The sequence below is a fragment of the Phenylobacterium deserti genome, assembly GCF_003254705.1.
GTDB classification, from domain to species: domain Bacteria; phylum Pseudomonadota; class Alphaproteobacteria; order Caulobacterales; family Caulobacteraceae; genus Phenylobacterium; species Phenylobacterium deserti.
In genome coordinates this window covers 334,775-357,886 of record NZ_QFYR01000003.1, presented here as the reverse complement: position 1 = coordinate 357,886, position 23,112 = coordinate 334,775, and the positions used below count along the sequence as shown (strand labels likewise).

At 65.6% G+C, this 23,112-nt stretch carries 24 protein-coding genes; 15 read left to right on the top strand and 9 right to left on the bottom strand.

Features of this window, described 5'->3' with window-relative positions; genetic code table 11:
- Positions 1-51 precede the first annotated feature (51 nt).
- Complete coding sequence (locus tag DJ018_RS14280) at positions 52-1,608, bottom strand: ammonium transporter (protein WP_111515628.1); 1,557 nt, start codon at positions 1,606-1,608, stop codon at positions 52-54.
- Positions 1,609-1,633: 25 nt separating this feature from the next.
- A complete protein-coding gene (locus tag DJ018_RS14275; RefSeq protein WP_111515627.1) occupies positions 1,634-1,972 on the bottom strand; it encodes a P-II family nitrogen regulator in 339 nt (112 codons plus the stop codon).
- A 368-nt stretch (positions 1,973-2,340) separates the two neighbouring features.
- On the opposite strand from DJ018_RS14275, the gene DJ018_RS14270 reads away from it, so the two are divergent.
- From DJ018_RS14270 to ppdK, 5 genes are all read left to right on the top strand, one after another.
- Entirely contained in the window at positions 2,341-3,048 is a 708-nt protein-coding gene (locus tag DJ018_RS14270) for a fasciclin domain-containing protein (RefSeq protein WP_111515626.1), read from the top strand.
- A 60-nt stretch (positions 3,049-3,108) separates the two neighbouring features.
- Positions 3,109-3,564, top strand: coding sequence for a hypothetical protein (locus tag DJ018_RS14265; protein ID WP_111515625.1), 456 nt, complete (start codon positions 3,109-3,111; stop codon positions 3,562-3,564).
- Between the two features lie 97 nt (positions 3,565-3,661).
- Complete coding sequence (locus DJ018_RS14260; protein ID WP_111515624.1) at positions 3,662-4,546, top strand: glycine--tRNA ligase subunit alpha; 885 nt, start codon at positions 3,662-3,664, stop codon at positions 4,544-4,546.
- 5 nt (positions 4,547-4,551) lie between these two features.
- Complete coding sequence (glyS, locus tag DJ018_RS14255) at positions 4,552-6,561, top strand: glycine--tRNA ligase subunit beta (protein ID WP_111515623.1); 2,010 nt, start codon at positions 4,552-4,554, stop codon at positions 6,559-6,561.
- Positions 6,562-6,576: 15 nt separating this feature from the next.
- The gene (gene ppdK / locus DJ018_RS14250; RefSeq protein WP_111515622.1) at positions 6,577-9,273 is read left to right on the top strand and encodes a pyruvate, phosphate dikinase; all 2,697 of its coding nucleotides are present in this window, start codon (positions 6,577-6,579) and stop codon (positions 9,271-9,273) included.
- A 41-nt stretch (positions 9,274-9,314) separates the two neighbouring features.
- On the opposite strand, the gene DJ018_RS14245 is transcribed toward ppdK, so the two are convergent.
- Entirely contained in the window at positions 9,315-9,911 is a 597-nt protein-coding gene (locus DJ018_RS14245) for an exopolysaccharide biosynthesis protein (protein WP_111515621.1), read from the bottom strand.
- A 188-nt stretch (positions 9,912-10,099) separates the two neighbouring features.
- Here DJ018_RS14245 and DJ018_RS14240 point away from each other — a divergent pair, with 188 nt between their 5' ends.
- Complete coding sequence (locus tag DJ018_RS14240; protein ID WP_111515620.1) at positions 10,100-10,675, top strand: porin family protein; 576 nt, start codon at positions 10,100-10,102, stop codon at positions 10,673-10,675.
- A gap of 135 nt (positions 10,676-10,810) precedes the next feature.
- Positions 10,811-11,215 carry a hypothetical protein gene (locus DJ018_RS14235; protein WP_111515619.1) on the top strand — a complete coding sequence of 135 codons (405 nt, stop codon included), beginning with the start codon at positions 10,811-10,813 and terminating at the stop codon, positions 11,213-11,215.
- On the opposite strand, the gene DJ018_RS14230 is transcribed toward DJ018_RS14235, so the two are convergent.
- Positions 11,212-12,168 (bottom strand): NUDIX hydrolase, encoded by a 957-nt coding sequence (locus DJ018_RS14230; RefSeq protein WP_111515618.1) that lies wholly within the window; start codon positions 12,166-12,168, stop codon positions 11,212-11,214. The two genes, DJ018_RS14235 and DJ018_RS14230, sit on opposite strands and share 4 nt — an antisense overlap.
- A gap of 5 nt (positions 12,169-12,173) precedes the next feature.
- Complete coding sequence (locus tag DJ018_RS14225; RefSeq protein WP_111515617.1) at positions 12,174-12,767, bottom strand: HD domain-containing protein; 594 nt, start codon at positions 12,765-12,767, stop codon at positions 12,174-12,176.
- A gap of 165 nt (positions 12,768-12,932) precedes the next feature.
- Between DJ018_RS14225 and DJ018_RS14220 the strand changes: the two genes are divergently transcribed.
- Both DJ018_RS14220 and DJ018_RS14215 read left to right on the top strand, forming a co-directional pair.
- Positions 12,933-13,745, top strand: a complete 813-nt coding sequence (locus tag DJ018_RS14220; RefSeq protein WP_111515616.1) for a universal stress protein — start codon at positions 12,933-12,935, stop codon at positions 13,743-13,745.
- Between the two features lie 18 nt (positions 13,746-13,763).
- Complete coding sequence (locus DJ018_RS14215; RefSeq protein ID WP_111515615.1) at positions 13,764-14,138, top strand: hypothetical protein; 375 nt, start codon at positions 13,764-13,766, stop codon at positions 14,136-14,138.
- Positions 14,139-14,142: 4 nt separating this feature from the next.
- Here DJ018_RS14215 and DJ018_RS14210 read toward each other — a convergent pair whose 3' ends face one another.
- The 4 genes from DJ018_RS14210 to DJ018_RS14195 form a co-directional block, all read right to left on the bottom strand.
- Positions 14,143-14,952, bottom strand: coding sequence for a hypothetical protein (locus DJ018_RS14210; protein ID WP_111515614.1), 810 nt, complete (start codon positions 14,950-14,952; stop codon positions 14,143-14,145).
- A gap of 85 nt (positions 14,953-15,037) precedes the next feature.
- Positions 15,038-15,907, bottom strand: coding sequence for an AAA family ATPase (locus tag DJ018_RS14205; RefSeq protein WP_111515613.1), 870 nt, complete (start codon positions 15,905-15,907; stop codon positions 15,038-15,040).
- A gap of 100 nt (positions 15,908-16,007) precedes the next feature.
- On the bottom strand, positions 16,008-16,553 hold the full coding sequence (locus DJ018_RS19340) for a hypothetical protein (protein ID WP_205853775.1): 546 nt from the start codon (positions 16,551-16,553) through the stop codon (positions 16,008-16,010).
- A gap of 47 nt (positions 16,554-16,600) precedes the next feature.
- Positions 16,601-18,391 (bottom strand): tetratricopeptide repeat protein, encoded by a 1,791-nt coding sequence (locus tag DJ018_RS14195; RefSeq protein WP_240609559.1) that lies wholly within the window; start codon positions 18,389-18,391, stop codon positions 16,601-16,603.
- 219 nt (positions 18,392-18,610) lie between these two features.
- On the opposite strand from DJ018_RS14195, the gene flbT reads away from it, so the two are divergent.
- The 6 genes from flbT (at position 18,611) to DJ018_RS14165 (ending at position 23,046) form a co-directional block, all read left to right on the top strand.
- Entirely contained in the window at positions 18,611-19,036 is a 426-nt protein-coding gene (gene flbT, locus DJ018_RS14190) for a flagellar biosynthesis repressor FlbT (protein ID WP_111515611.1), read from the top strand.
- A complete protein-coding gene (gene flaF, locus DJ018_RS14185) occupies positions 18,996-19,364 on the top strand; it encodes a flagellar biosynthesis regulator FlaF (RefSeq protein ID WP_111515610.1) in 369 nt (122 codons plus the stop codon). Before flbT ends, flaF begins: the two co-directional genes overlap by 41 nt.
- 296 nt (positions 19,365-19,660) lie before the next feature.
- Positions 19,661-20,500, top strand: coding sequence for a flagellin N-terminal helical domain-containing protein (locus DJ018_RS14180; protein WP_111515609.1), 840 nt, complete (start codon positions 19,661-19,663; stop codon positions 20,498-20,500).
- 288 nt (positions 20,501-20,788) lie between these two features.
- Entirely contained in the window at positions 20,789-21,625 is an 837-nt protein-coding gene (locus tag DJ018_RS14175) for a flagellin (protein WP_111515608.1), read from the top strand.
- 249 nt (positions 21,626-21,874) lie between these two features.
- Positions 21,875-22,033 carry a hypothetical protein gene (locus tag DJ018_RS19235; RefSeq protein ID WP_165842909.1) on the top strand — a complete coding sequence of 53 codons (159 nt, stop codon included), beginning with the start codon at positions 21,875-21,877 and terminating at the stop codon, positions 22,031-22,033.
- 179 nt (positions 22,034-22,212) lie between these two features.
- Positions 22,213-23,046, top strand: a complete 834-nt coding sequence (locus DJ018_RS14165; protein ID WP_111515606.1) for a flagellin N-terminal helical domain-containing protein — start codon at positions 22,213-22,215, stop codon at positions 23,044-23,046.
- Positions 23,047-23,112: the final 66 nt, after the last annotated feature.

Sequence of the window (23,112 nt, the reverse complement as noted above, 5' to 3'; positions counted from 1 at the left end):
CCGTTCCCAGGACCGGCCGCCCCCAGCGGCCGATCCGGCTCTCCGAAGCGCTTACGAGTGGTAGGCGCGCTCGCCGTGTTCGACGATGTCGAGACCTTCTTCCTCGGCGTCCGCGCTCGCCCGCAGGCCCAGCGTGTACTTGATGATGAAGAAGACGATCGCGCTGGCCACGGCCGACCAGACGCAAGCCACCAGCACGGCCTTGAACTGCGCCAGGACCTGGGTGGACATCACGTAGGTGGCGGTGTCGCAGGTGGAGATGTCGCCGTCGGCCGCACAGGTCGTGTAGTCGACCACGCCCGCGCCGCCCCAGGCCGGGTTCACCAGCAGGCCGGTCGCCAGAGCGCCGACGATGCCGCCAACCCCGTGGATGCCGAAGGCGTCCAGGCTGTCGTCGTACTTGAGGGCGTTCTTGATGGTCGAGCAGAAGATCACGCAGATGGGCGAGACGATCAGGCCGAGGAACAGCGAGCCCACCGGACCGGCGAAGCCGGCGGCCGGGGTGATCGCCACCAGACCGGCGACCAGACCCGAGGCCATGCCGAGCATCGAAGCCTTCTTACGGGTGACCCATTCGGTCACGGTCCAGGAGAAGCCCGCGGCGGCCGTGGCGATGAAGGTGTTCATCATGGCCAGGGCGGCATAGCTGTTCGCTTCCAGGTTGGAGCCGGCGTTGAAGCCGAACCAGCCCACCCACAGCAGGCCGGCGCCGACAAAGGTCAGGGTCAGCGAGTGGGGCGGCATCGGCTCGGTGCGGTAGCCCTTCCGAGCGCCGAGGATGAGAGCGCCCACCAGAGCGGCGATGCCCGCGTTGATGTGGACGACGGTGCCGCCGGCGAAGTCGAGAGCGCCGAAGCCCCAGATCAGGCCGGACTTGATCGGGTCAGTCGGAGCCGCCGCGATCGCGTCGGGACCCGGCCACCACCAGACCATGTGGGCCATCGGATAGTAGGACAGCAGCGGCCACAGCAGAGCGAACACGACCACGGCGCCGAACTTCATGCGTTCGGCCACACCGCCCAGCACCAGGGCGGCGGTGATGGCGGCGAAGGTCATCTGGAAGGCCGCAAAAGCGAGCTCCGGGATCACCACGCCGGTGGAGAACGTCGCAACGTTGCTGCTGGTCGTCACGTCCTTGAAGAACAGGCGCCCGAAGCCGCCGACGAAGGTGTCCAGACCGCCGCCGTCGGTGAAGGCCAGGCTGTAGCCCCACAGAAGCCAGGCCATCATGCCGATGACGGTCACCGTGGACACCTGCATGAGCATGGACAGCATGTTCTTCTGGCGAACCAGGCCGCCGTAGAACAGCGCCAGGCCCGGCAGGATCATCAGCAGGACCAGAAGGGTGGAAAGCAGCATCCAGGAGACGTCGCCCTTGTCGGGCGTCGGAGCCGGAGCTTCCGCCGCAGCGGCGGGCGCTTCAGCGGCGGGCGCTTCAGCGGCAGGTGCAGCTGCGGCTACGCCACCGGGAGCTGCAGGCGCGGCTGCAGCTGCAGGAGCCGTCGCCGCAGCGGGGTCTTGAGCTAGGGCAGGGGCTGCAATGGAGCCTCCCGCCAAGGCGACGGCGAGCGCAAGCCCCGCCAGCCGGTGTGATCCGATGAGCTTCATTCTTCTGTCCCCTTATCCCTGTCCCCTAGAGCGCTGCGGCGCCGGTCTCGCCGGTGCGGATGCGGACGGCGTCCTCGACGTTGAGGACGAAGATCTTGCCGTCCCCGATCTTGCCGGTGGCGGCCGCAGCCTTGATCGCTTCCACGGCCTTGGCGGCGGCGGCGTCGTCCACGACGGCCTCCAGCATCACCTTCGGCAGGAAGTTCACTTGGTACTCCGCGCCCCGGTAGATCTCGGTCTGGCCCTTCTGCCGGCCGTAACCCTTCACTTCCGAGACCGTCAGGCCCTCCACACCAGCCGCGACGAGCGCTTCACGCACGTCGTCCAGCTTGAAGGGTTTGACGATCGCCTTGATCAGTTTCATCGCTCGCTCCCGCGCGACCTTGGGGAGGCCGGCCCCTCATGTTGCGTCCTGTGCCGCCGCGGACGTCCCCAACCCATGTGCGGCGTGTGCTGACGCTATCGGCGTGCGCTGGATTCCGCGGCGGCTGTGCCTGTGGTTCCGGCAAGAACGGCCCCGCCGCCTGTTTTCCGGGCGCCGTGTGCGGCGGCTGCATGGATTTTGGGCGAACCCTGCTCCCGGAGCAGGCGTCGAACGCGTGCTCCGCCTCCGGCGGCATTCACGAAGCCGTGAGAACCGCAACCCAGAAGCTCGGCCGCGCGTAGTGGGCGCGGGGAAGGCGCTGGCGCGCCGCGTCGGGGGACGCTGCTCGAGTTTTAGGAGAACCGCCGTTGAACCGCTTGCTGACCGCTGCCGCCGCCTTGGCTGTCATCGCAGGAATGGGCGCCGCCCCGACTGCATTCGCCCAGACCGCAGCCGCTCCGGCCGCCGCTCCCGCCGGCGCCGCTTCGACCGCGCAGGCTCCTGCCGCGAGCACGCCAGCCGCGCCCGCTGCTTCCGCCACGGGGCAGGTGAAGCCGGCCGGTGACATCCTTGAGACAGCTCGTGCGTCCGGCCAGTTCAACACCTTCGTCAAGGCGGTGAACGACACCAACCTGACCCAGGTGCTGAAGACCGCGCCGAACCTGACGGTGTTCGCGCCCACGGACGCTGCGTTCGCCGCCATGCCGCCCGCCGAAGCTCAGCGCCTGCAGACGGATCGCGCCGCCCTGCAGAAGCTGATCACCCACCACATCATCAACACGCGCGTGGACTCGTCGAAGATCAAGGGCGCGAAGGGTCCGGTGCCGTCCGTGGCCGGCGACCAGGTTCTTCTGGATGGCAGCGGCGATGCGCTCAAGGTCGACAACGCGACCATCGTGCAGTCCGACGTGATGGCCTCCAACGGCATCCTCCACGTCGTCGACGCGGTGCTGAGCCCAGGTGCGGCCGGCGCCACGGACAGTGCGAGCGCGGCGGGCGCTTCGAGCAACGCTTCGGCTCAGGCGGGGCAGCCGGCCGGCTCCGCCGGCGCGTCGGCCTCGACCAGCAATCAGTGAACCGAATTCGGGGTGGCGCTTTCAGCAAGCGATACTGAGACAACCGAGGAGTCCCAGACCATGAAACTGCAACACCTGATTGGGGCCGTCGCGGCCTCCGCCCTGATGGCCGGCGCTGCTCACGCCCAACTGGGTCAAGGCGCGGCCACGGGCCAAGGCCCGGCTGGCGGCAGCCCCGCCGTGACCAGCTACCCGCAAACCCCGGGTACGGACACCGGCGCCACGTCCACCACGGGCATGGCCGGCTCCACCAGCACCGGCAGCAGCATGACCGGCTCGACCTCGACCGGCATGTCGACGGACACGACGGGTTCGGCGTCCATGGGCGCGTCGTCGATGAGCGGCACGACCTCCACCGACGCGACCGCATCGTCCGCCACGAGCTTTGGCACGGGCGCGAGCGTGACCACCAGCACCACGACCAATGGCCCGGTGCCCGACACCGCCGAGAACCGTTCGAAGTACGGTCAGCCGATGTCGCGCGCCGGCAAGCGCACCCAAGCGGCCGGCAACTAAGTCAGCAGCGGACAAGCCGCCGTCGGCGGCTTGAAGCGAAGGTCGGCGGGCCCTATGGTCCGCCGACTTTTTTTGCGCCTGCGAAACGCCCGTTTTCATGACCGACAAGCCGCTTACGTTTCAGGGACTGATCCTGAAACTCCACGAGTATTGGAGCCAGCAAGGCTGCGTGATTCTGCAGCCTTATGACGTCGAGGTCGGGGCCGGGACGTTGAACCCGGCGACCGTGCTCCGCGCGCTCGGACCCAAGCCCTGGCGTGTCGCTTATGTACAGCCTTCCCGCCGGCCGGCCGACGGCCGCTATGGCGAGAACCCCAACCGGCTGCACCAGCACCATCAGTACCAGATCATTCTCAAACCCAATCCGGAGAACCTGCAGGAGCTGTATCTCGGCTCCCTAAAGGCGATCGGCATCGACCCGATGCTGCACGACATCCGGTTCGTCGAGGACGACTGGGAGAACCCGACTGTGGGCGCCTGGGGTCTGGGCTGGGAGGTCTGGTGCGACGGGATGGAGATCACCCAGTACACCTACTTCCAGCAGGTGGGCGGCCTGGACGTCTCCCCGGTCGCCGGCGAACTGACCATCGGTCTCGAGCGCCTGAGTCTGTATCTTCAAGACAAGGACAGCGTCTACGACCTGCAGTTCAACGACGACTTCACCTACGGCGACGTGTTCCTGGCCAACGAGCAGCAGTTCTCGGCCTTCGAGCTCGACGTGGCGGACGTGGCCACCTTCAAGCGTCAGTTCGAGGACATGGAGCGCATGGTGCCCGAGATCCTCAACAGCCGCGGGCGGCAGGGCCAGCAGCTGGTGCTGCCGGCCTACGACCACGTGCTGAAGGCCTCCCACCTGTTCAACATCATGGATGCCCGCGGCGCGATCGCCGTGGCTGAACGGCAGAGCTACATCGGCCGCATCCGCGACCTCTGTAAGAAGTGCGCCGAAGCCTACGTCGCCCAACAAACCGAGGCGGCGTAAGACCCATGCCCCAACTCCTTCTGGAACTGTTCTCCGAAGAAATCCCCGCGCGCATGCAGGCCCAGGCCGCGCGCGACCTGGAGCGGATGGCGCGCGACAAGCTGGCGGCCGAAGGCTTCCTGCCCGAAGCGCTGAAGACCTTCGCCGGGCCGCGCCGGCTGACCTTGGTGGCCGAGGGGGTGCCGGTCGCCCAGGCCGACCGCCATGAAGAGGTGAAGGGCCCGAAGGTTGGCGCGCCGGAACAGGCGCTGGAAGGCTTCCTGCGCAAGAACGGCCTTGCGCGCGAGCAGCTGATCGAGCGCGACGGCGTCTACTTCGCCCATCTTCACAGGCACGGTCGCGCGACGCCGCAGATCGTGGCGGAGATTGTCGAGAGCATCGTGCGCACCTTCCCGTGGCCCAAGTCCATGGTGAGCGGGACGAGCAAGCTTCGCTGGGTGCGTCCGCTGAAGCGGATCCTTTGCGTCTTCGACCGTGAAGTCGTGCCCTTCGAGATCGAAGGCATTCGGAGCGGCGACGTCACCGAGGGTCACCGCTTCATGGGTTCGGGGCAGCCGTTCCAAGCCCGCGACTTCGACGAGTATCAGGACGGGCTTGCCCGCACCTTCGTGGTTCTCGACGCCGAGGAGCGCAAGGAGCGGATCATGGACGCCGCCCGCACGCTCTGCTTCGCCCGTAACTTCGAGCTTGTCGAGGATGAGGGGTTGCTGGACGAAGTCGCCGGCCTCGCCGAATGGCCGACGCCGGTCATGGGCGACATGGATCCCGCGTTCCTGGACCTGCCGCCGGAAGTGATCCGCACCTCGATGCGTGTTCACCAGCGCTATTTCGCGGTTCGGGACCCCGCGACCGGCTTTCTGGTCCCGCACTTCGTCACGGTGGCGAACATCGAGGCGAAGGACGGCGGGGCCACGATCGCCAAGGGCAACGCCAAGGTGCTTTCGGCCCGTTTGAACGATGCGCGGTTCTTCTGGAACGAGGACCTTTCGAAGACTCTCGAGAGCCGGCTCGAGAAGCTGAAGGGCGTGACCTTCCACGCCAAGCTCGGAACTATGTTCGACCGGGTGGAGCGCATCACCGCTTTGGCGCGTGATCTGGCGCCGTTCGTGCGTCCTGACGGCATCACCACACAGAAGGCCGAGCAGGCCGCGCGCTTGGCCAAGGCGGACCTGGTCAGCGGCATGGTCGGCGAGTTCCCCGAACTTCAGGGGATCATGGGCGGCTACTATGCCGAGAAGGAAGGCCTCGATCCGGAGGTCGTCGACGCCATCCGTCTGCATTACCGGCCTCAGGGCCCAAGCGACGCGGTGCCGGTAAGCTCCGTTGCGGCCACCGTGGCGCTCGCGGACAAGCTCGACACGCTGGTCAGCTTCTTCAACATCGGCGAGAAGCCCACCGGCTCGAAGGATCCCTTCGCCCTTCGCCGCTCGGCGCTCGGCGTCATCCGGATCCTGCTGCAAACGCGGACGCGCCTTCCGCTACGCAAGTTCGCCTCGGACGACCTGCTGGCCTTCTTCGCAGACCGGTTGAAGGTTCTGCTGCGCGAGCAGGGGCAGCGGCATGATCTGGTGGATGCGGTGTTCGCGCTGGGCGACGACGATCTGGTGCGGATCGTCAGCCGGGTGGATCACCTCGATCGCTTCCTGGCCACGGAAGACGGGAAGAACCTGTTGGCCGGCTACAAGCGGGCCGTGAACATTCTGCGCGCCGAGGAGAAGAAGGGGCCGCTACCGGCGGGTGAGCCCACCGACATGGCGGGCGCGCCGCCTGAAGAGAGCGGCCTCATCAACGCCGTGGGCCATGCGGAGATCGAACTTGGCAAAGCGCTCGATCGCGAGGATTTCGAAGCGGCCATGCGGGAGCTGGCGGCGCTTCGTGCCTCGGTGGACGCCTTCTTCGACAAAGTTCTCGTGAATTCCGACGTTTCCGCGGAACGGGACAACCGTTTGCGGCTTCTGGTGAAGGTTCGTGACGCCATGGGGCGCGTGGCGGACTTCTCACAAGTGACTGGCTAGACAAGGGGACCTGCGATGGTGGCCGACACGATGGTGAAGACGCGCTGGGTCTATGCCTTCGGCGGCGGGAGCGCGGATGGCGACGCCTCCATGAAGAACCTTCTGGGCGGCAAGGGCGCCAATCTCGCGGAGATGAGCGCGCTCGGCCTCCCGGTGCCGCCGGGCTTCACCATCACCACGGAAGCTTGCGTCCACTATTACGCGAACCAGCGGCAGTATCCGGCGGATCTGAAAGAGCAGGTCGCGGCCGGCCTGCAGCGGGTCGAGGAGCTGACCGGCAAGACCTTCGGCGATCCCGCCAACCCCCTGCTGGTGTCCGTGCGCTCGGGCGCTCGCGCGTCCATGCCGGGCATGATGGACACGGTGCTGAACCTCGGCCTCAGCGACAAGACCGTCGACGGCTTGGCCAAGTTGTCCGGCGATCGGCGCTTCGCTTTCGACAGCTATCGTCGCTTCATCCAGATGTACTCGAACGTGGTGCTGGGCCTCGATCACCACATGTTCGAGGAGATCCTCGACGAGCATAAGGACCGCCTCTACGTCACCGTGGACACGGCGCTGAGCGCCGAAGACTGGGAAGCGGTCGTCGCCGACTACAAGGCTGCCGTGCAGCGCGAGCTCGGCCGACCGTTCCCGCAGGATGCGCACGAGCAGCTGTGGGGCGCCGTGGGCGCGGTGTTCGCCAGCTGGATGAACGACCGGGCCAAGTTCTATCGCCGTATGCACGATATCCCGGAGAGCTGGGGCACGGCCGTGAACGTGCAGTCGATGGTGTTCGGCAACATGGGGGAGACCAGCGCCACGGGCGTGGCCTTCACCCGCAACCCGTCGACCGGCGAGAACCGGCTTTACGGCGAGTTTCTGATCAACGCCCAGGGCGAGGACGTGGTGGCGGGCATCCGCACGCCGCAAGCCCTGACCAAGATCGCCCGTGAAGAGATGGGTGAGAAGAACCCGTCCATGGAAGAGGCGCTCCCGGACGTCTTCACCCAGTTCAAGTCCGTCGTGGAAAAGCTCGAGAAGCACTACCGCGACATGCAGGACATCGAGTTCACGGTGGAGAAGGGCCGTCTGTACATGCTGCAGACGCGCAACGGGAAACGCACCGCCAAGGCGGCGCTGAAGGTTGCTGTGGACTTGGCCAGCGAAGGCCTGATCACGCGTGAAGAAGCCGTCATGCGCGTAGAGCCGGCGAGCCTCGACCAACTCCTGCATCCGACCATCGATCCCAGCAGCCCTCGGGACGTGGTCGCCGTCGGCCTGCCGGCGTCGCCGGGCGCTGCGACCGGCAAGGTGGTCTTCACGGCCGAGGAAGCCGAGCGCCTGGGCGGCGCGGGCGAAGCGGTGATCCTGGTTCGGGAAGAGACGAGCCCGGAGGACATCCGTGGGATGGACGCCGCGCGCGGCGTGGTCACCGCTCGCGGCGGCATGACCAGCCACGCGGCGGTGGTCGCACGCGGCATGGGGCGACCCTGCGTCTCCGGCGCCGGCGAAGTCCACATCGACGGCAGGGCGCAGGAATTCCATTCCCGCGGCAAGACGATCCGGGCGGGCGATGTCATCACCATCGACGGCTCCACCGGCGAAGTGCTGCTTGGCACGGTGAAGATGGTCGAGCCGGAGCTGTCGGGTGACTTCGCAACCCTGATGGGCTGGGCCGACGGGGTCCGCCGTCTGAAAGTGCGGGCCAACGCGGAGACGGGGCAGGACGCAAAGATGGCCCGACAGTTCGGAGCCGAAGGCATCGGCCTTTGCCGCACCGAGCACATGTTCTTCGATCCGGACCGGATCGCGGCTGTGCGCGAGATGATCCTGGCGGATGACGTGGCCGGGCGTCGCGCAGCTCTGGCCAAGATCCTGCCGATGCAGCGGCAGGACTTCGTCGACCTGTTCACGATCATGGAAGGGCTGCCGGTCACCATCCGGCTGCTCGATCCGCCGCTGCACGAGTTCCTGCCGCACACCGAAGAGGATGTCGCGGCTGTTTCGCAGGCGACCGGCCTGGACGCCGCCAAGCTGCTGCGCCGCGCTCAGGAGCTGCACGAGGTGAACCCGATGCTGGGTCACCGCGGCTGCCGACTGGGTGTGTCATACCCTGAGATCTACGAGATGCAGGTCCGGGCGATCATTGAGGCGGCCTGCGAGGTCGCCGCATCCGGCCGCCCTGCGCCGATCCCAGAGATCATGCACCCGCTGGTGGCAACGCGCGAAGAGATGAAGTTCCTGCGCGAGCTCACCGACCGCACGGCGCGTGAGGTGATCGCCGAAAAGGGGCGTGAGATCGAGTTCAAGGTCGGCACGATGATCGAGCTGCCCCGCGCCGCCATCCGCGCCGGGGATCTGGCCGAGCAGGCCGAGTTCTTCTCGTTCGGCACCAACGACCTGACGCAGACGACCTTCGGGATCAGCCGTGACGACGCTGGCAAGTTCCTGGGCGCCTATGTGGACAAGGGCATCTTCGAAAAGGATCCCTTCGTCAGCCTCGACCAAGCGGGCGTGGGCGACCTGATCCGCATTGCGGCCGAACGCGGTCGCGCCCAGCGTCCCAACGTGAAGCTGGGCATCTGCGGTGAGCACGGCGGCGATCCTGCTTCTATACAGTTCTGCGAGAGCATCGGGCTCGACTACGTCAGCTGCTCTCCCTACCGCGTGCCGATCGCCCGCCTGGCGGCCGCGCAGGCCGCCGTCGGAGAGCGCGAGAAAGATCGGTAAGAGGCAGGGGCGGCGCTGCGCCTGCAGCTCCGCCCCGCGCCTTAGAAGAACAGGGCCTTGGCGACGAAGCCGAGCGCTGTGGCGGTCACCGCGGCGGCTATCACCACCAACACGCCATCACGTGCGATCAGGCCCAGGCCGAAGGTCGCGATCGCGAAACTCGGCAGAATGGCCGCCAGCGGCAGCAGCTCCAACGGCGGGACGCACACCGCTACAAGGAAGCACGCCAGCGCCACAATCCAGTGTGCCGGCCCCTTGGTGAGGTAGGTGAGGCGTGGGCGCACGAGGCGGTCCACGAACTTGGCCGGCTTACGAGCCACCTTCACGCTCTTGCCAAGCTTCTCGTTTTTCACGGACAGCCCAAGCAGCTTCTTCGGCAGCCAGAATGACTTGCGGCCGATCAGCAGCTGCCCGGCGATCAAGATCGTGATCAGCGCGATGAGGCTGGGAACGCCAGGAACGGCTGACACTGGCGTCATTCCCAGAAGGCCCGCCAGCAGCAGCAGCGGGCCGAAGGAGCGCACGCCGATCGCCTCCTGGATCTCTCCCACGGTGATCTTCGGATCCTGCCGCTGACACAGATCATCCAGCTGATCGAGCAGGTCTTCCAGGTCTTGCGCTTCGGCCTTCGCCGCCATGCCGTGTCTCCTCCAGTCCTTGGCTGTAACGCCTGAAGGAAGCTGCCGGCGCCGCCGCAAGAAGGTGTTGCGCAATCGACACAGTCGGGCAGCCGACATGGGATGGGCGCCGAACCCACCGCGGAGGGTCGCGTTTGGGACGGACCAACACGGCTGGGGGCAGCTGTTCACTTAGTGGAGTACCGACAATGAAAAAAGCTCTCATCGCCGCCGCATCGGTTACGACCCTGATCGCCATCACGCCGGCGCTCGCCCAGGCGCAAACGGCGCCGATGGGCGTCTATGGCAACCTTGGCTATTCCAGCGCCAAGGCGGATGACCTCAACCTGGGCGCCATTCAAGGCCGCATCGGCTACCGCGCCAACAACTGGCTGGGCGTTGAGGGTGAGCTCGCTGTTGGCGTGAAGGATGACAAGTCGCGGCAGGTCGTGGCCGGCACGCCCGTAGAAACCCGGGTCGAGCTTAAGCACCAGGAAGCGATCTATGCCGTCGGCTTCGCCCCGATCACCCCGCAAGCGGACCTGCTTGCTCGGGTCGGCTACGGCAACACCAAGGCCAAAGCCTCGGCCACGGCGGTCGGCGTCGGCGGTCCGGTGACCGTGTCCGAAACCGCGGATGGCGACTCCTGGAACTTCGGTGTTGGCGCGCAGTACCACTGGGACGCCCAGAACGGCGTGCGCGTGGACTACACCCGTCATGAGTTCCGTGACGATGACGCGGGCCACGCTGACGTCTGGTCGATCGCCTATAACCGCCGCTTCTAAGCGGTTCTGATCCGCGCGGGCTAACCCGTCCCCAAACGTCCGCGCCGACGCCTGGCCCTCCCTCGGTCGCCGAGGGAGGGCTTTTGCTTGACCGGAGGAGGCGGGCCGTTAACGCTGCGCATCCTGGGAGGACCGATGGCGGACGCGGCGCTTCTGACTCAGCTTTCGACCACGGTCGCCGCTGTTGCGGTGCTTGTAGGCTTCGCCGTCTGGGCCAAGCTCGCCAAGCCGCAGAGCCCGCTCAACGAAGCGCAAGCCAAGGCCCTGCTGGAATATGAGTTTCCCGGGCGCGTCATCGAAGCGGTGTGGGTGACGCGGGACGGTAAAGGCGCTGTCGGCAAGTCGGGCGCTGCCGCTCTCGTGCTTTGCCGGCTGGCTGACGGTTGGACCGCTCGCAAACTGCCTTGGGCGCAGGCTCTGTGCCAAGGCGTGCAGCGGGGACAGATCTGCATCGATCTCGCGGACGTGGCGTCGCCGAAGGTGGTTCTGGCGCTGCAGGGCTGGCCGCCAGAGCAGCTGACCCGCAGACTGGCCGCCTAGTCGCGCAGCAGGGGCAGGGAAAGCCCCGACACAGGTCGTGCGGCGAGAATCTCGCGGCGGAACCGATGAAGTTCAGCGGGACGGCCGCCCGTCTCGGTTTCCAGCCGCCCCAGTCCCTCAACCAGTTCGGCGCGCTCGAGCGCGCGCCTGAAGTTCTGCTTGTGCAGGGGCACACCTGCAATCGCTTCGACAGCTCGTTGCAGAGCCGAAAGAGTGAATGCGTCGGGCATGAGCTCGAAGACCACGGGCCGGTACTTCAGTTTGCCGCGCAGCCGCGAGAGGGCGGTGGCGAGGATGCGTCGATGGTCGGAGATCATCGATTGGCCCACAGCGCTTTCCAGAGCCGAGTCTGCCTCGAAGGCTTCTCCGCGATCCCGGGCAGCCTCCGGCGCGAGTCCAGCTTCGTAAAGAAGCTCATAGCGTTCGAGCACACGCTCCTCGTTCCAGGGAGCCCCATCCAGCGCAAACAGCAGCCTTGCGCGTGCGAGTCGCTGCCCCGAGGCGTCTTCGCTAGCCAAAGCCCAAGCCCGTAGCGCGCTCTCGATAGGGGCAATGGCTGCCGGGCGTCCGTCGCGCCAGTCCTCCCAAGGGAAGAAGCGCGACCAGGCGTCCCACTGTGACCCGGGCGTGTGGGTATCCAGGGCGGCCGGCGCCAAGGCGAGATAGCCGACGGATATGATGCGAGCGGCGCCCGCGCCCATGTCCGCCAACGGGGCGTCGCGTCCCTTGTCTCCGAAGGTGTAGAGCTGCTCCACATAGCCGAGGTCGAACCGGGTCTGCTCCGTCACGAAGGCGCGGAGGGCGAGCTCGAAGGTCCGGTGCCCCTCCGGATCGAAGGGGCCGAACGGCAGGCCTGACTCCGATTGGCCTTTTGGACGCACCGTAAGCACGACCGCTTCGCCGTCGCGGATGGCGACCACCACGGCGGACAGTCCGATCACCACGGGCGTCATGGCGCTCACTCGGTGTCGAAGGCTGCCGGGCCCGGCTTGTAGCCGGCGGCCTCGGACAACACGTTGAAGCGCTCCACGTAGCGGACCTGAGCCATGGCGGCGGGCCAGGGCTCAATTGTCAGGCTGTAGCCTTCCGGCGGTTCCCCGAAGAACGCGAGGCTTTCGTCCCGGGTGAAGCCGGCGAGCTGGGTGGCTTCGAAGAAGGCGCAGGCGTGGTCAGCGCGCTTGATGAGTTTCTTGATCGCCAGCGGCGTCTTTGCGGGCAGGCCGAAGCGGATGTGGATGGCGTTTTCCAGCCGATCTTCGAACACCCGATAGTTGACGCCGAGGGCCGCCTTGAACGGTGAGATCATGTCGCCGATCACGTACTCAGACGCATCGTGCAGCAGGGCCGCCAGCCGCCAGCGAGGCTCGATATCCGGCTGGATGTGAGCGACGATCTCCTCGACGATGATCGAGTGCTGGGCGACCGAAAACCCGTGCTCGCCCAAGGTCTGCCCGTTCCAGCGCGCCACGCGCGCAAGCCCATGGGCGATGTCCTCGATCTCAATGTCCATCGGCGAAGGATCGAGCAGGTCCAGCCGACGCCCGGACAGCATCCGCTGCCAAGCTCTCGGCTCTGCTTTCGCTCGGCGGAGCGCTTTTCTCACCCGCGCATTCCTTTCACAGTCAAGGTCGTGACCTGACCCAGGACCTGACAAAGATCAATGCGGCCGTGGGTCCATAGGTCCAACCGTTCACAGGAGAAGGGAAGGGCGCAAACCATGAGTTGGGCTCGCATTCTGGCTCCGCTTTCAGGTGGTCGCGGTGACGCCGAGACCATCGCCGCCGCAGCTCAGCTGGCCGAGCCGTTCGGGGCCGAGCTTGCCTGCGTCTACACACCGGCCGACATCGCCGACGTCATGCCCTGGATGGGCGAGGGGTTTCTGGGTGGCGTCCAGACCTCCGCGTTGGAGTCGCTGCGCGAAGCTGCGGCCGCTGGCGAGACGCGCGCGCGCGAAGCCATGAGCGGCTGCGCCTACGATAAAGCTCGCTTCATCGTGCTGAGCACGCCGGTCTGGGCGGCCCTTTCGGCCGAAAGCCGCCTGTCTGATGTGGTCGTTTTCGGCTCCGAAGCTGCGCGCGGTCGTGGTCCCCTGGCGGAAGCCTTTCAGCAGATGTTGGCGGACGAGCAGCGGCCCGTGCTGGTCGCCAGAGACGGCTTTCAGCCGCGCGGCACGATCGCAGTGGCGTGGGACGGCGGCAAGGAGGCGTCGCGCGCTGCTCGGCTGGCGCTACCCTTGCTGGAGAAGGCGCGAGACGTCGTCATCCTTGCCGCGCCCAAGGCCAGCGCCCGCAGCTTCGACCCAGCGCGCCTGCAGGCCTACTACGCGGCGCGCGGCGTGAACGCCCGGCTCGAGGTTCTGAAGGAGACCGGAGACGCGGCTCCCGCCCTTCTGGCCGCTGCACGCGGCGTCAGCGCAGAGATCCTGGTCGCCGGCGCCTTCGGTCATCCGCGTCTGCAGGAATTCATCTTCGGTGGAACGACGCGGACGCTGTTGAACTCCGACCAGCCTTCGCTGTTCTTGTCTCACTAAGGTTCTAGAGGTGGAAACATGACCCTGTCGCGCATCGTCATGCGGCTTGCCCGCAATCCTGGCACTGAGTTCAGCGGGGGAGATGATCACCGCGGCTATGCGCTCACGGCTCCGCTGACGGATGACGGCATGCTCGACGAAGCGGCCTTCAGCAAGCACCGTGACGCGTGCGCCGTGCGCCGGTTCTCGCCTGACGAGGACCCGGCCGATGGTCGGCTGAACCGCCATGGGCAGCGCTGGTTTTTCGACTACGACGACGGAGATCAGGCCGACGACGAGCCGGTGCACCGTCTCGGTGAGCACAGGTTCGCCGTCGGTGAGTACGTCACGGTGACGGACGAAGATGGCCGACCACTGACGTACAAGGTGATGGAAGTGCAGCCGGTCGGCTGAGGATTCAAACGCCGCCGTTGCGGCGGACGAGGTCCTGGACAGCCTTGAACAGGTCGTCGCCGCCGTCGTGCTCGCCCTCGCGCGCGCGGATCACTGCGACTGTGAGCGGCCCGGTCGCCGGGCCGCCGGCCTCATAGCCGATGGTGCGCGCACCGCCCGGCAGGTTCTCGCCGGTGCGCACGTAGGTGGCGCGGACGCCTCGCTTTTCGCGCGAGAACGCCTCGCCCTTCAGGCGAACGTTGCGGAACATCCGGACAGTCGCGTCTTCCCCGTCTGCGTTGATCTGCACGCCTGCGACGTTGATGTCGGCGCGGTCGCCTTGTGCGTTGATGTGGATGCCGGGAAGGCGAATATCGGCCTTGTCCTGCGCCCCGTCCGCACCCTCCTTTACGTGCACGCCGATGCCGCCGACGCCAACGTGGACCTCTTCCGGGCCGTCGCCAGCATCAACGGCTGCGGCTGCGTCTGCGGAGGCTTCCTCAGCGGCTTTGCGCGCGTCTTCCGAAGCGGCCTGGGCGTTCTCGTCGGGCGAGGCGAGCGGAGCTGTGGTCGAGGCAGGCACAAGCTGCGCTTCCAGACCCTGTAGCGCCGCGCGGGGATCGCCTTGCGTGGGCAGCAGTTGCAGGACGACCTCATCGCCACGGTTGCTGCGATAGGTGCAGCTCTTGCGATCACCGGCCACGCTAACGCGGGTGAGGCCCTCGTGCTTCTCTGGGCAGTCGAGGGCGGCTCGTGCGACCGGCCGCTCGTTCGGCGTACACGCAGCGGCCCCCAAGGCCAGCGTGCAGGCGGTCATGATCAGCAGGGTCTTCATCTGGCGCTCCCGTTCTCGTTGGCTGAACGGTGCCGCCACGCGGCCACGAAGGCGAGTGAATTCGCGGTAAGTCGCGTTACCGCTGTTACTGGCCCGGGCGCGAGCCGGAGCCCTCCCGACGCGCGAGGAAAGCAAGGCGCTCGAAGAGGTGGACGTCCTGCTCATTCTTCAGCAGTGCGCCATGCAGCGGCGGAATCAGCTTCGTCGGATCCTTCTCACGCAGCACATCGGGGCCGATGTCCTCCACCATGAGGAGCTTCAGCCAGTCCAGCAGCTCCGACGTCGACGGCTTCTTCTTCAGGCCCGGAACCTTGCGCATGTCATAGAAGATGCGCAGGGCCTCGCCGACGAGCTTCTGCTTGATCCCCGGATAGTGGACCTCGACGATCTCCTGCATCGTCTGCTCGTCAGGGAAGCGGATGTAGTGGAAGAAGCAGCGGCGCAGGAACGCGTCCGGCAACTCCTTCTCGTTGTTCGACGTGATGATCACCACCGGCCTGACGCGGGCCGTGATCGTCTCGTTCGTCTCGTAGACGTAGAACTCCATCCGATCGAGCTCCTGAAGGAGGTCGTTCGGAAACTCGATGTCGGCTTTGTCGATCTCGTCGATCAGCAGCACGGGGCGTTGAGGGCTGTCGAACGCTTCCCAGAGCTTGCCGCGCTTGATGTAGTTGCGCACGTCCTTGACGCGCTCGTCGCCAAGCTGGCTGTCGCGCAGGCGGCTGACAGCGTCGTACTCGTAAAGCCCCTGCTGAGCCTTGGTGGTCGACTTGATGTGCCAGGTGATCAGCGGTGCATCGAGCGCCTTTGCGATCTCATAGGCGAGAACGGTCTTGCCGGTGCCAGGCTCGCCCTTGATGAGGAGGGGCCGCTCCAAGGTGATAGCGGCGTTGACAGCCACCTCGAGGTCCTCGGTGGCGACGTAGTCTTCGGTGCCTTCGAAACGCTGGCTCATCCAAGCTCCGGGCAGGCGAGGGCGCCTGCGTTCGAACAACTGTTTGGAGCGCCAGACTAAAGGGCGCGGCGCGGCTTGCAAGCCGGCGCCGCGCGCAAGATCAGTCTTCCTTGGGTTTGGCGACGACTTCGCCGTCCTTCTCTTCCGAGTAGCCCATCCGGATGAGGTCCTCGTCCGACACGTTACGAGCCTGGAAGTCCGTGAAATCGTCCTCGCCGCCCGTCACTTCCCCAGCGTCGGCCACCACCTCGTCGAGACCCTCGATCTCCTCGGCCATGTCGAGGGCGTCCTCGTTGAAGCTGTCCTCGGGCCCGAGACCGTCGAGATCGTCCTCGCGATCGGCATCCGTGGCGGAGTAGGCCAGTTCGTTGTCGTCTTCGAAGTCGCCGTCGTCCATGGCGTCCTCGTCGAACTCGTCGGCGTCCAGGGCCAGCTCTTCGTCGCGGTCACGGTCGCCGGCCATCTGCGTCACGTCATAGACGTCCGGCAGTTCCTCGAACGTCCGCATCTCCTCGCCGACTTCCATGGGGGAGTCGCCGCCGAGGGAGACGCTGCCCTCGCCGCCGACGGTCATGCTCTCGTCAAAGGCTTCGGCCTGATCCTGCGGGTCGAAATCCGCTTCGCTGTCGAAGCTCGTTCCGGGCATGGGGAAACTCCTCGCAAAGGGCGCCGAGGCGGCGCCGTGTCGGAGGATCAAACCCCTGGACTGTCGCGACGTTCCGCGGTGAAGGCAGCCAGGGCTTCGGCGACCTGAACCATGGTTGGTTCCCAGTCGGCGTAGGTTTCGGGCGCGAACACCCGCACCTGCGGGTACCAGGGGTACTGATCGCGCGTGCCCAGGCGCGGCCAGGCGCCTGGCGAGGTGATCAGCCAGGCCGGAGATCCGATGGCCGCGGCGAGGTTGAAGGTGGCGTTCGAGAAGCCGATCGTCAGGTCCATGGCGGCGCACAGGGCAGTGACGTCGTCGAGATCCTGTTTGAGGTCGATGCCTGGCGGCGTCCAGATGTCCACGCCCAGCTGCTCGCGGGCGTATCCGAGCTCTTGCGAGCAGTCGCCGTACTGCAGGTTCACGAAGGTGACCCCTGGCTGCTTCAGCACGGGAGCCCACTGCTCGAACGCCGAAAAGAAGCGGCGACGGGCGGTGGTGAAGATGCCGCTCTTCCACAGCAGCCCGATCTTCGCGCCAGGCGGCGCCGAGCGGAGCTGATCGCGCCAGTAGGCGACCCGCTCCGGGTCAGCCTCGAGGAACCCGAACCGGTCCGGGAACGAGGCCACCGTCGGCCGGAACTCGCGCAGAAGGGAGGCGATCGGCGCCCACAGGTCCACCTCAACGCCCTGCTCCAGGAGCGGAACGGCGCGGGCAGGGCGTTCAAGGTACTTGTAGGTCGCGTGCGAGGTGACGGTCGCCTGGGGAAACGATCGAGCGAAGAGATCGACGAGCCTCGCCTCGACAGCCAGGACCAGCTTGCCATCGGGACCGAGCCGCTCGAGCACGTCAGGCAGGATGTTGGAGAATAGCACCTCGTCACCGAGGCCCTGTTCGCCGACCACCAGGAAGCTCTTGCCCGCGAGATCCGCGCCAGGTTCCCAGAGCGGGCGATCGATCAGGAAGCGGGTGAGCTCGGCGAACTGCGGGTGCAGTCGGCACTCGTATTCTTCCCAGCCATCCTTGATGCGCCCGAGCGCGATCAGGATGCTGGAGCGCGCCATCCGCATCATCTGGCGCTCGTCCTCGCTGATGACTCCCCGCATGGCGGTGTCACAGGACTCCAGGGCGGCGGCCGCGTCGCCGAGAGCCAGCTGGCTGTTGCCGAGATTGTAGCGCGCCTTTGGGTAATTCGGGTTGAGGCGCACCGACTCTTCGAAGAACACCCGGGCGGTGGTGTAGTCGCCCTGCTCGGCGACGACGGTGCCCATGGTGCTCCAGAGCATCGGCTGCTCGGGGTTTGCGAGGATCGCCTCGCGGAGGATCTCGATGGCCTCCTCGTGCCGGTTCTGATCCCGGATAGCGACGGCCATGTTGTTCGCCGCCTCGACGTTGCCCGGAAAGCGCGCTGCGTAATGGCGGAAGAACTTCTCGGCCTGCGACTTCATGCCCATTCGCATGGCCAGGCGACCGAGGTTGTTGGCGATCTCGGCGTGGTCCGGGAGCAGCTTCAGCGCCGATTCAAAGGCGCGGATCGAAGAGGCGAAATCGCCCGACCGCTCGCAGGCGATGCCTAGCAGATACCAGCCCAAGCCGTTCCGCTCGTCGTATTCCAGCGCCTTGATCGCATACTCGCTGGCCCGGCGTTGGTCCTCTTTCCGAAGGGCTGCCAGCGACTCTTCCAGCATGGCTCGAACGGTGGCCTGCTTGAGATCCTCCATCGCGGCGTTCAGCCGCGAGAGAGCTTCCTTGGATCCAGAGTCGCCCAAGAGACCGCTCGCCAGGCGCGTCTGGCTGGCGGCTGGCGCGGCCACGGCGGCGAGGACATTGGGGGACACGGAAGACCGATCCGCACGCATGGTTGGCGACTCCGCAGGGAACGGGTCGAGATCGCCATTTTATGCTTAATTCCGGATTAACCCTGTGGGCGCAACTGCGGCAAGGCCCCGTTAACGGGTGGCCGGTAACCCTTAACGTGCGCTTGGCCCAACGGAAGGCGACAATGGGTTGGACCGATTCGAAAAGTCGGTTGGTAGCGTGAGATCGGGAGGCGGACTTTGCCGCTAAAACTGTCGCTGAAGCCGGGGGAGAAGTTCGTCCTCAATGGCGCCGTCGTCCAGAATGGCGACCGCCGGGGCGTGCTTGTCCTCCAGAACAAGGCTTCGGTCCTTCGAGAGAAGGACATCATGCAGGTGGAGGAGGTGAACACCCCCGCCCGCCGCATCTATTTCCCGGTCATGATGATGTACCTCGACGAGGCAGGGGCGTCTCAGTTTTACGACGAGTTCGTCCGGCGTCTCAGCGAGTTTATGGGGGCGATCAGCAACCCAGAGGTCTTGGCGGACTGCGTCACGATCTCGAAGCACTGCATGGCGCGCGAGTACTACAAGGCGTTGATGCTCTGTCGGAAGCTTATCGAGTACGAAGACGAGAGGTTGGGGAATGTCCCTAAAGGCGTATCAGCAGGCCGCGACCCGGGCTGAGGCCCCGCGGGAAACGGAATACCGGCTGTTTGCGCAGGTCACGCTTGCGCTGATGGAGGCCGCCAAGTGCGACCCCGCGGATCTGCGCGGCCGAATCGACGCGCTCGACTGGAACCGACGCATGTGGCGGGTCCTGGGCGACGACTGCTCGCATCCCGATAACAAGTTGCCGCCGCCGTTGCGGGCATCGATCATTTCGCTGAGCATCTGGGTCGGCAAGCACACGAGTGCGGTGATCCGCCGGCAAGAGGCCATCGAACCTCTTATCGAAGTGAACCGCATGATCATGCAGGGCTTGAGCGGCGGAGGCGCGGCCGCGGCCGCCTGACCGCTCTCTCCAGGACAAAAGCCATCAAGGCCGCGGCGCTCCCGCGGCCTTCTTCATGCGCGCAGCTTGCGGCATGGCGCCGCGCCGACCCGGCAGAGGCTGCCGGGCGGCAGCAAGGATCCGGATTCGCGGACCAGCCCGATGGCCGGGCAAGCGCAAATAATCCAGCAAATACAGTGTGCGGCGTGGTTGGCGCCGGTTAACCATGCCTGGCCCGGGCCTTGCGATGTGGAGGTCAGCGAAAAATCGCTTGGCGGCAAAAGCCGCGCCTACCTCCAGAATGGAAGGACTACGAGATGCCGTTCAATTCGGTGAATACGAACGTGGGCGCCATGGTTGCGCTCCAGAACCTCAACGCGACCAACACGGAGCTGGCCAACACCCAGACACGTATCAATACCGGCAAAAAGGTCGCCAATGCCAAGGACAACGGCGCTATCTGGGCCATCGCTCAGAACCAGCGCGCGACGTCCGGGGCGTTGAATGCGGTGAAGGAGTCGCTTTCTCGTGGTCAATCGACCGTCGACGTTGCGATCTCCGCGGGCGAGACCATCTCGGACCTCCTCCTCCAGATGAAGGAGAAGGCGCTAGCCGCGACCGACACCACCTTGGACACCAACAGCCGCACTGCGCTCAACGACGACTTCGTCGCGCTGCGAGACCAGATCGGCAAAGCGATCGCCAACGCGGAATTCAACGGCGCCAATATGCTGAAAGCAGGCGGCGTCCAGATCCAGTCTTTGGCGAACGCGAATGGGACCTCGGTGATTTCGGTTGCTGCGCAGGATCTCTCGCTGACCAACGGCCTCGGGAACACGGGCGTGTCGACCACCGCGTCGATCAGCACGATCTCCCTGGCTACAGACATGGTCACCGCAGTGGACTTGGCTATCACCAAGGTTTCGAGCGTTCTCTCGACCCTGGGTACGGGATCCAAGTCGCTGGCCTCGCACCTCAGCTTCATCAGCAAGCTGCAGGACGCGATCGACGCCGGGGTGGGCAACCTCGTCGACGCCGACCTGGCGAAGGAAAGTGCAAAGCTCCAGGCGCTGCAGACCAAGCAGCAACTCGGGGTTCAGGCGCTGAACATCGCCAACCAGTCGCCGCAGACGATCATGTCCCTGTTCCGTGGGTAATCGCGACCGCCGGGCGGGTAGCTTCCGTCCGGCGGTGCCCTTTTCGCTCTGAAAGGCGGCAACTATTGCCGTGTGCGGTCGGCAGTTTCTGCCGGGCGCTGCTTTGTGCTGGGCAATAAGTGCCGAGTTGGGACGTGGCTAACAGACATATAACCTAGACTTGACAACAGCTTGCGCGCGCTTGCGACGGGCGAATCAGTGGCCTGCGACTTGCTGCAAAGACTGCCGGGCAAAAAGTCCTCGGCTGTCAAAACGACGGCCGACCCCTTTGAATGAAGGAACAGTCGTATGCCGATGAACAGCGTCAATACGAACCTGGGCGCCATGGTGGCGCTCCAAAATCTGAACAAGACCAACACCGACCTGATGACGACCCAGGCCCGCATCAACACGGGCAAGAAGGTCGGTTCGGCGAAGGACAACGGCGCCATCTGGGCTATCGCTCAGAACCAACGCTCGACCTCCAACTCGCTGAACGCCGTCAAGGAATCCCTGTCCCGCGGCCAATCGACCGTGGACGTGGCGATCTCCGCCGGCGAGACGATCTCCGATCTGCTCGTGCAGATGAAGGAGAAGGCCCTGGCGGCCACGGACACCACCCTCGACACCAACAGCCGCGTCGCCCTGAACGACGACTTCAAGGCGCTGCGTGATCAGATCGGCAAGGCGATCGCCAACGCCGAGTTCAACGGCGCCAATATGATCAAGGCTGACGGCGTGCAGGTGCAGGCCCTGGCGAACGCCAAGGGCAGCTCGGTGATCTCGGTCGCCGCGCAAGACCTGTCGCTGAGCAACGGCATTGGCAACTCGGGCGTCGATGAGACGGCCTCGATCGGCACGCAGACCATCGCGTCCGACATGGTCACCAACCTCGACACCGCCATCGCCAACGTCTCGAGCGCCCTGTCGGCTCTCGGCACCGGCTCCAAGTCGCTGGGCTCGCATGCCGACTTCATTGGCAAGCTCCAGGACTCGATCGACGCCGGCGTGGGCAACCTCGTCGACGCCGACCTGGCGAAGGAAAGCGCGAAGCTGCAGGCCCTGCAGACCAAGCAACAGCTTGGCATCCAGGCGCTGTCGATCGCGAACCAGTCTTCCGGTTCGCTCCTGAGCCTCTTCCGCTAAGTCGACTTGGCGCGGGCCGCAAGGCGCGCGCCGGCGCGGCGGCGGGGAGGGAGACCTCCCCGCCGCTGTTCGCTTTTTCCGGAGCGCTGGCCCGCAAGGCGTCGGCGATGAGGAGAGATGGAAAGCAAGGTCGCCCCTTTCGCAGCGACGACCGACTCCCCGTTCAGCCAGAACCCACCGCCTCGCAAAGCTCCCAGGAGCCGGACGCGCAGGGCGGAGGTCCAGAATGAGGAGCAGGCTGACCTGCGATTGATCATCGAAGAGGACGAGGCCGCCGGAACCCTGGTTTACAAGACGATCAACCGCCGCACCGGCGAGGTCGTCCTGCAAATGCCCAGAGAAGAGATCGAGAAACTGGGCGAGGAGACCGAGTACGTCGCGGGATCTGTAATCCGCGCCAAGGCCTGAGGTCCGCCAGCGCTCCAGCAGGAGCTTTGGTCAAGGTATTCGTTAACCGCCCCGGCATGCCGGAGGCGGCGATCATGGTTAACCGTTAACCTTCTGGACACCATAAATTCCTAGCCTGCCTTCGAATAACCCGGCGACTCAGGGCATGAGACGTTGGAAGGCGACTAAGGAGAATCCGTATGTCGATCAGCGTGCATACGAACAAGTCCGCGCTGACTGCGCTTCAGAATCTGAATCGCACGAATGACCAGCTGGGCGAGACTCAGAACCGGGTGAACACCGGCCTGAAGATCTCGAACGCTAAGGACAACGCGGCCATCTGGTCGATCGCCCAGAACCAGCGGGCTGACATCGGCGCGTTCGGCGCCGTGAAGATGAGCCTCGACCGGGCCAACTCCATCGCCGAAGTCTCCATGACCGCCGGCGAGTCCGTCTCCGACCTGCTCGTGCAGCTGAAGGAGAAGGTGACCGCGGCGATGGATACGTCCATCGACAACGAGTCGCGCACCGCCCTCGACTCCGAATTCAAGGCGATCCTTCGTCAGATCAAGCAGGTCACGGACAACGCGTCCTTCGACGGCGCCAATCTGCTGAATGGTTCGATTAACCCTGACATCCAGTTCCTGGCGAACGCGGACGCCAACTCCTTCATCACGCTTTCGGCGCAGGACCTGACGCTTGGCGGCGGGATCATCACCATCCCGGCGACGGCTTCGCTGGCCACGGTAAGCCTCGCCACCGACGTTCTGACGGCGCTGAACTCGTCGATCAGCAACGTGAACCAGTCTCTCGGAAACCTCGGCTCACAGGCCAAGCAGATCTCTGCGCACACGGAGTTCGTTTCCAAGCTCACGGACACCCTGGAAGCCGGTGTCGGCAACCTGGTGGACGCGGACCTGGCCAAGGAGAGCGCCAAGCTTCAGGCCCTTCAGGTTCAGCAGCAGCTCGGCGCCCAGGCGCTGTCGATCGCCAACCAGTCGCCGCAGATCATCCTGTCGCTGTTCAAGGGCTAATGAGGCGCGGCGCGCAGGAGCCTCGCCGTGACGCCCCAAAAATTCTTGCCGCCTCTTAACCGGGCG

What these genes read in the sequence shown, in the direction of transcription:
- DJ018_RS14280 (WP_111515628.1), bottom strand. Translation starts at nt 1,608, where the DNA reads ATGAAGCTCATCGGATCACACCGGCTGGCGGGGCTTGCGCTCGCCGTC.
- DJ018_RS14225 (WP_111515617.1), bottom strand. Translation starts at nt 12,767, where the DNA reads ATGCTGTCCGGGCGTCGGCTGGACCTGCTCGATCCTTCGCCGATGGAC.
- DJ018_RS14205 (WP_111515613.1), bottom strand. Translation starts at nt 15,907, where the DNA reads ATGAGCCAGCGTTTCGAAGGCACCGAAGACTACGTCGCCACCGAGGAC.
- glyS (WP_111515623.1), top strand. Translation starts at nt 4,552, where the DNA reads ATGCCCCAACTCCTTCTGGAACTGTTCTCCGAAGAAATCCCCGCGCGC.
- DJ018_RS14175 (WP_111515608.1), top strand. Translation starts at nt 20,789, where the DNA reads ATGCCGATGAACAGCGTCAATACGAACCTGGGCGCCATGGTGGCGCTC.
- DJ018_RS14210 (WP_111515614.1), bottom strand. Translation starts at nt 14,952, where the DNA reads ATGAAGACCCTGCTGATCATGACCGCCTGCACGCTGGCCTTGGGGGCC.
- DJ018_RS14180 (WP_111515609.1), top strand. Translation starts at nt 19,661, where the DNA reads ATGCCGTTCAATTCGGTGAATACGAACGTGGGCGCCATGGTTGCGCTC.
- flaF (WP_111515610.1), top strand. Translation starts at nt 18,996, where the DNA reads ATGTCCCTAAAGGCGTATCAGCAGGCCGCGACCCGGGCTGAGGCCCCG.
- DJ018_RS14260 (WP_111515624.1), top strand. Translation starts at nt 3,662, where the DNA reads ATGACCGACAAGCCGCTTACGTTTCAGGGACTGATCCTGAAACTCCAC.
- ppdK (WP_111515622.1), top strand. Translation starts at nt 6,577, where the DNA reads ATGGTGGCCGACACGATGGTGAAGACGCGCTGGGTCTATGCCTTCGGC.
- DJ018_RS14165 (WP_111515606.1), top strand. Translation starts at nt 22,213, where the DNA reads ATGTCGATCAGCGTGCATACGAACAAGTCCGCGCTGACTGCGCTTCAG.
- DJ018_RS14265 (WP_111515625.1), top strand. Translation starts at nt 3,109, where the DNA reads ATGAAACTGCAACACCTGATTGGGGCCGTCGCGGCCTCCGCCCTGATG.
- DJ018_RS14235 (WP_111515619.1), top strand. Translation starts at nt 10,811, where the DNA reads ATGGCGGACGCGGCGCTTCTGACTCAGCTTTCGACCACGGTCGCCGCT.
- DJ018_RS14230 (WP_111515618.1), bottom strand. Translation starts at nt 12,168, where the DNA reads ATGACGCCCGTGGTGATCGGACTGTCCGCCGTGGTGGTCGCCATCCGC.
- DJ018_RS19340 (WP_205853775.1), bottom strand. Translation starts at nt 16,553, where the DNA reads ATGCCCGGAACGAGCTTCGACAGCGAAGCGGATTTCGACCCGCAGGAT.
- DJ018_RS14245 (WP_111515621.1), bottom strand. Translation starts at nt 9,911, where the DNA reads ATGGCGGCGAAGGCCGAAGCGCAAGACCTGGAAGACCTGCTCGATCAG.
- DJ018_RS14240 (WP_111515620.1), top strand. Translation starts at nt 10,100, where the DNA reads ATGAAAAAAGCTCTCATCGCCGCCGCATCGGTTACGACCCTGATCGCC.
- DJ018_RS14215 (WP_111515615.1), top strand. Translation starts at nt 13,764, where the DNA reads ATGACCCTGTCGCGCATCGTCATGCGGCTTGCCCGCAATCCTGGCACT.
- DJ018_RS14220 (WP_111515616.1), top strand. Translation starts at nt 12,933, where the DNA reads ATGAGTTGGGCTCGCATTCTGGCTCCGCTTTCAGGTGGTCGCGGTGAC.
- DJ018_RS14275 (WP_111515627.1), bottom strand. Translation starts at nt 1,972, where the DNA reads ATGAAACTGATCAAGGCGATCGTCAAACCCTTCAAGCTGGACGACGTG.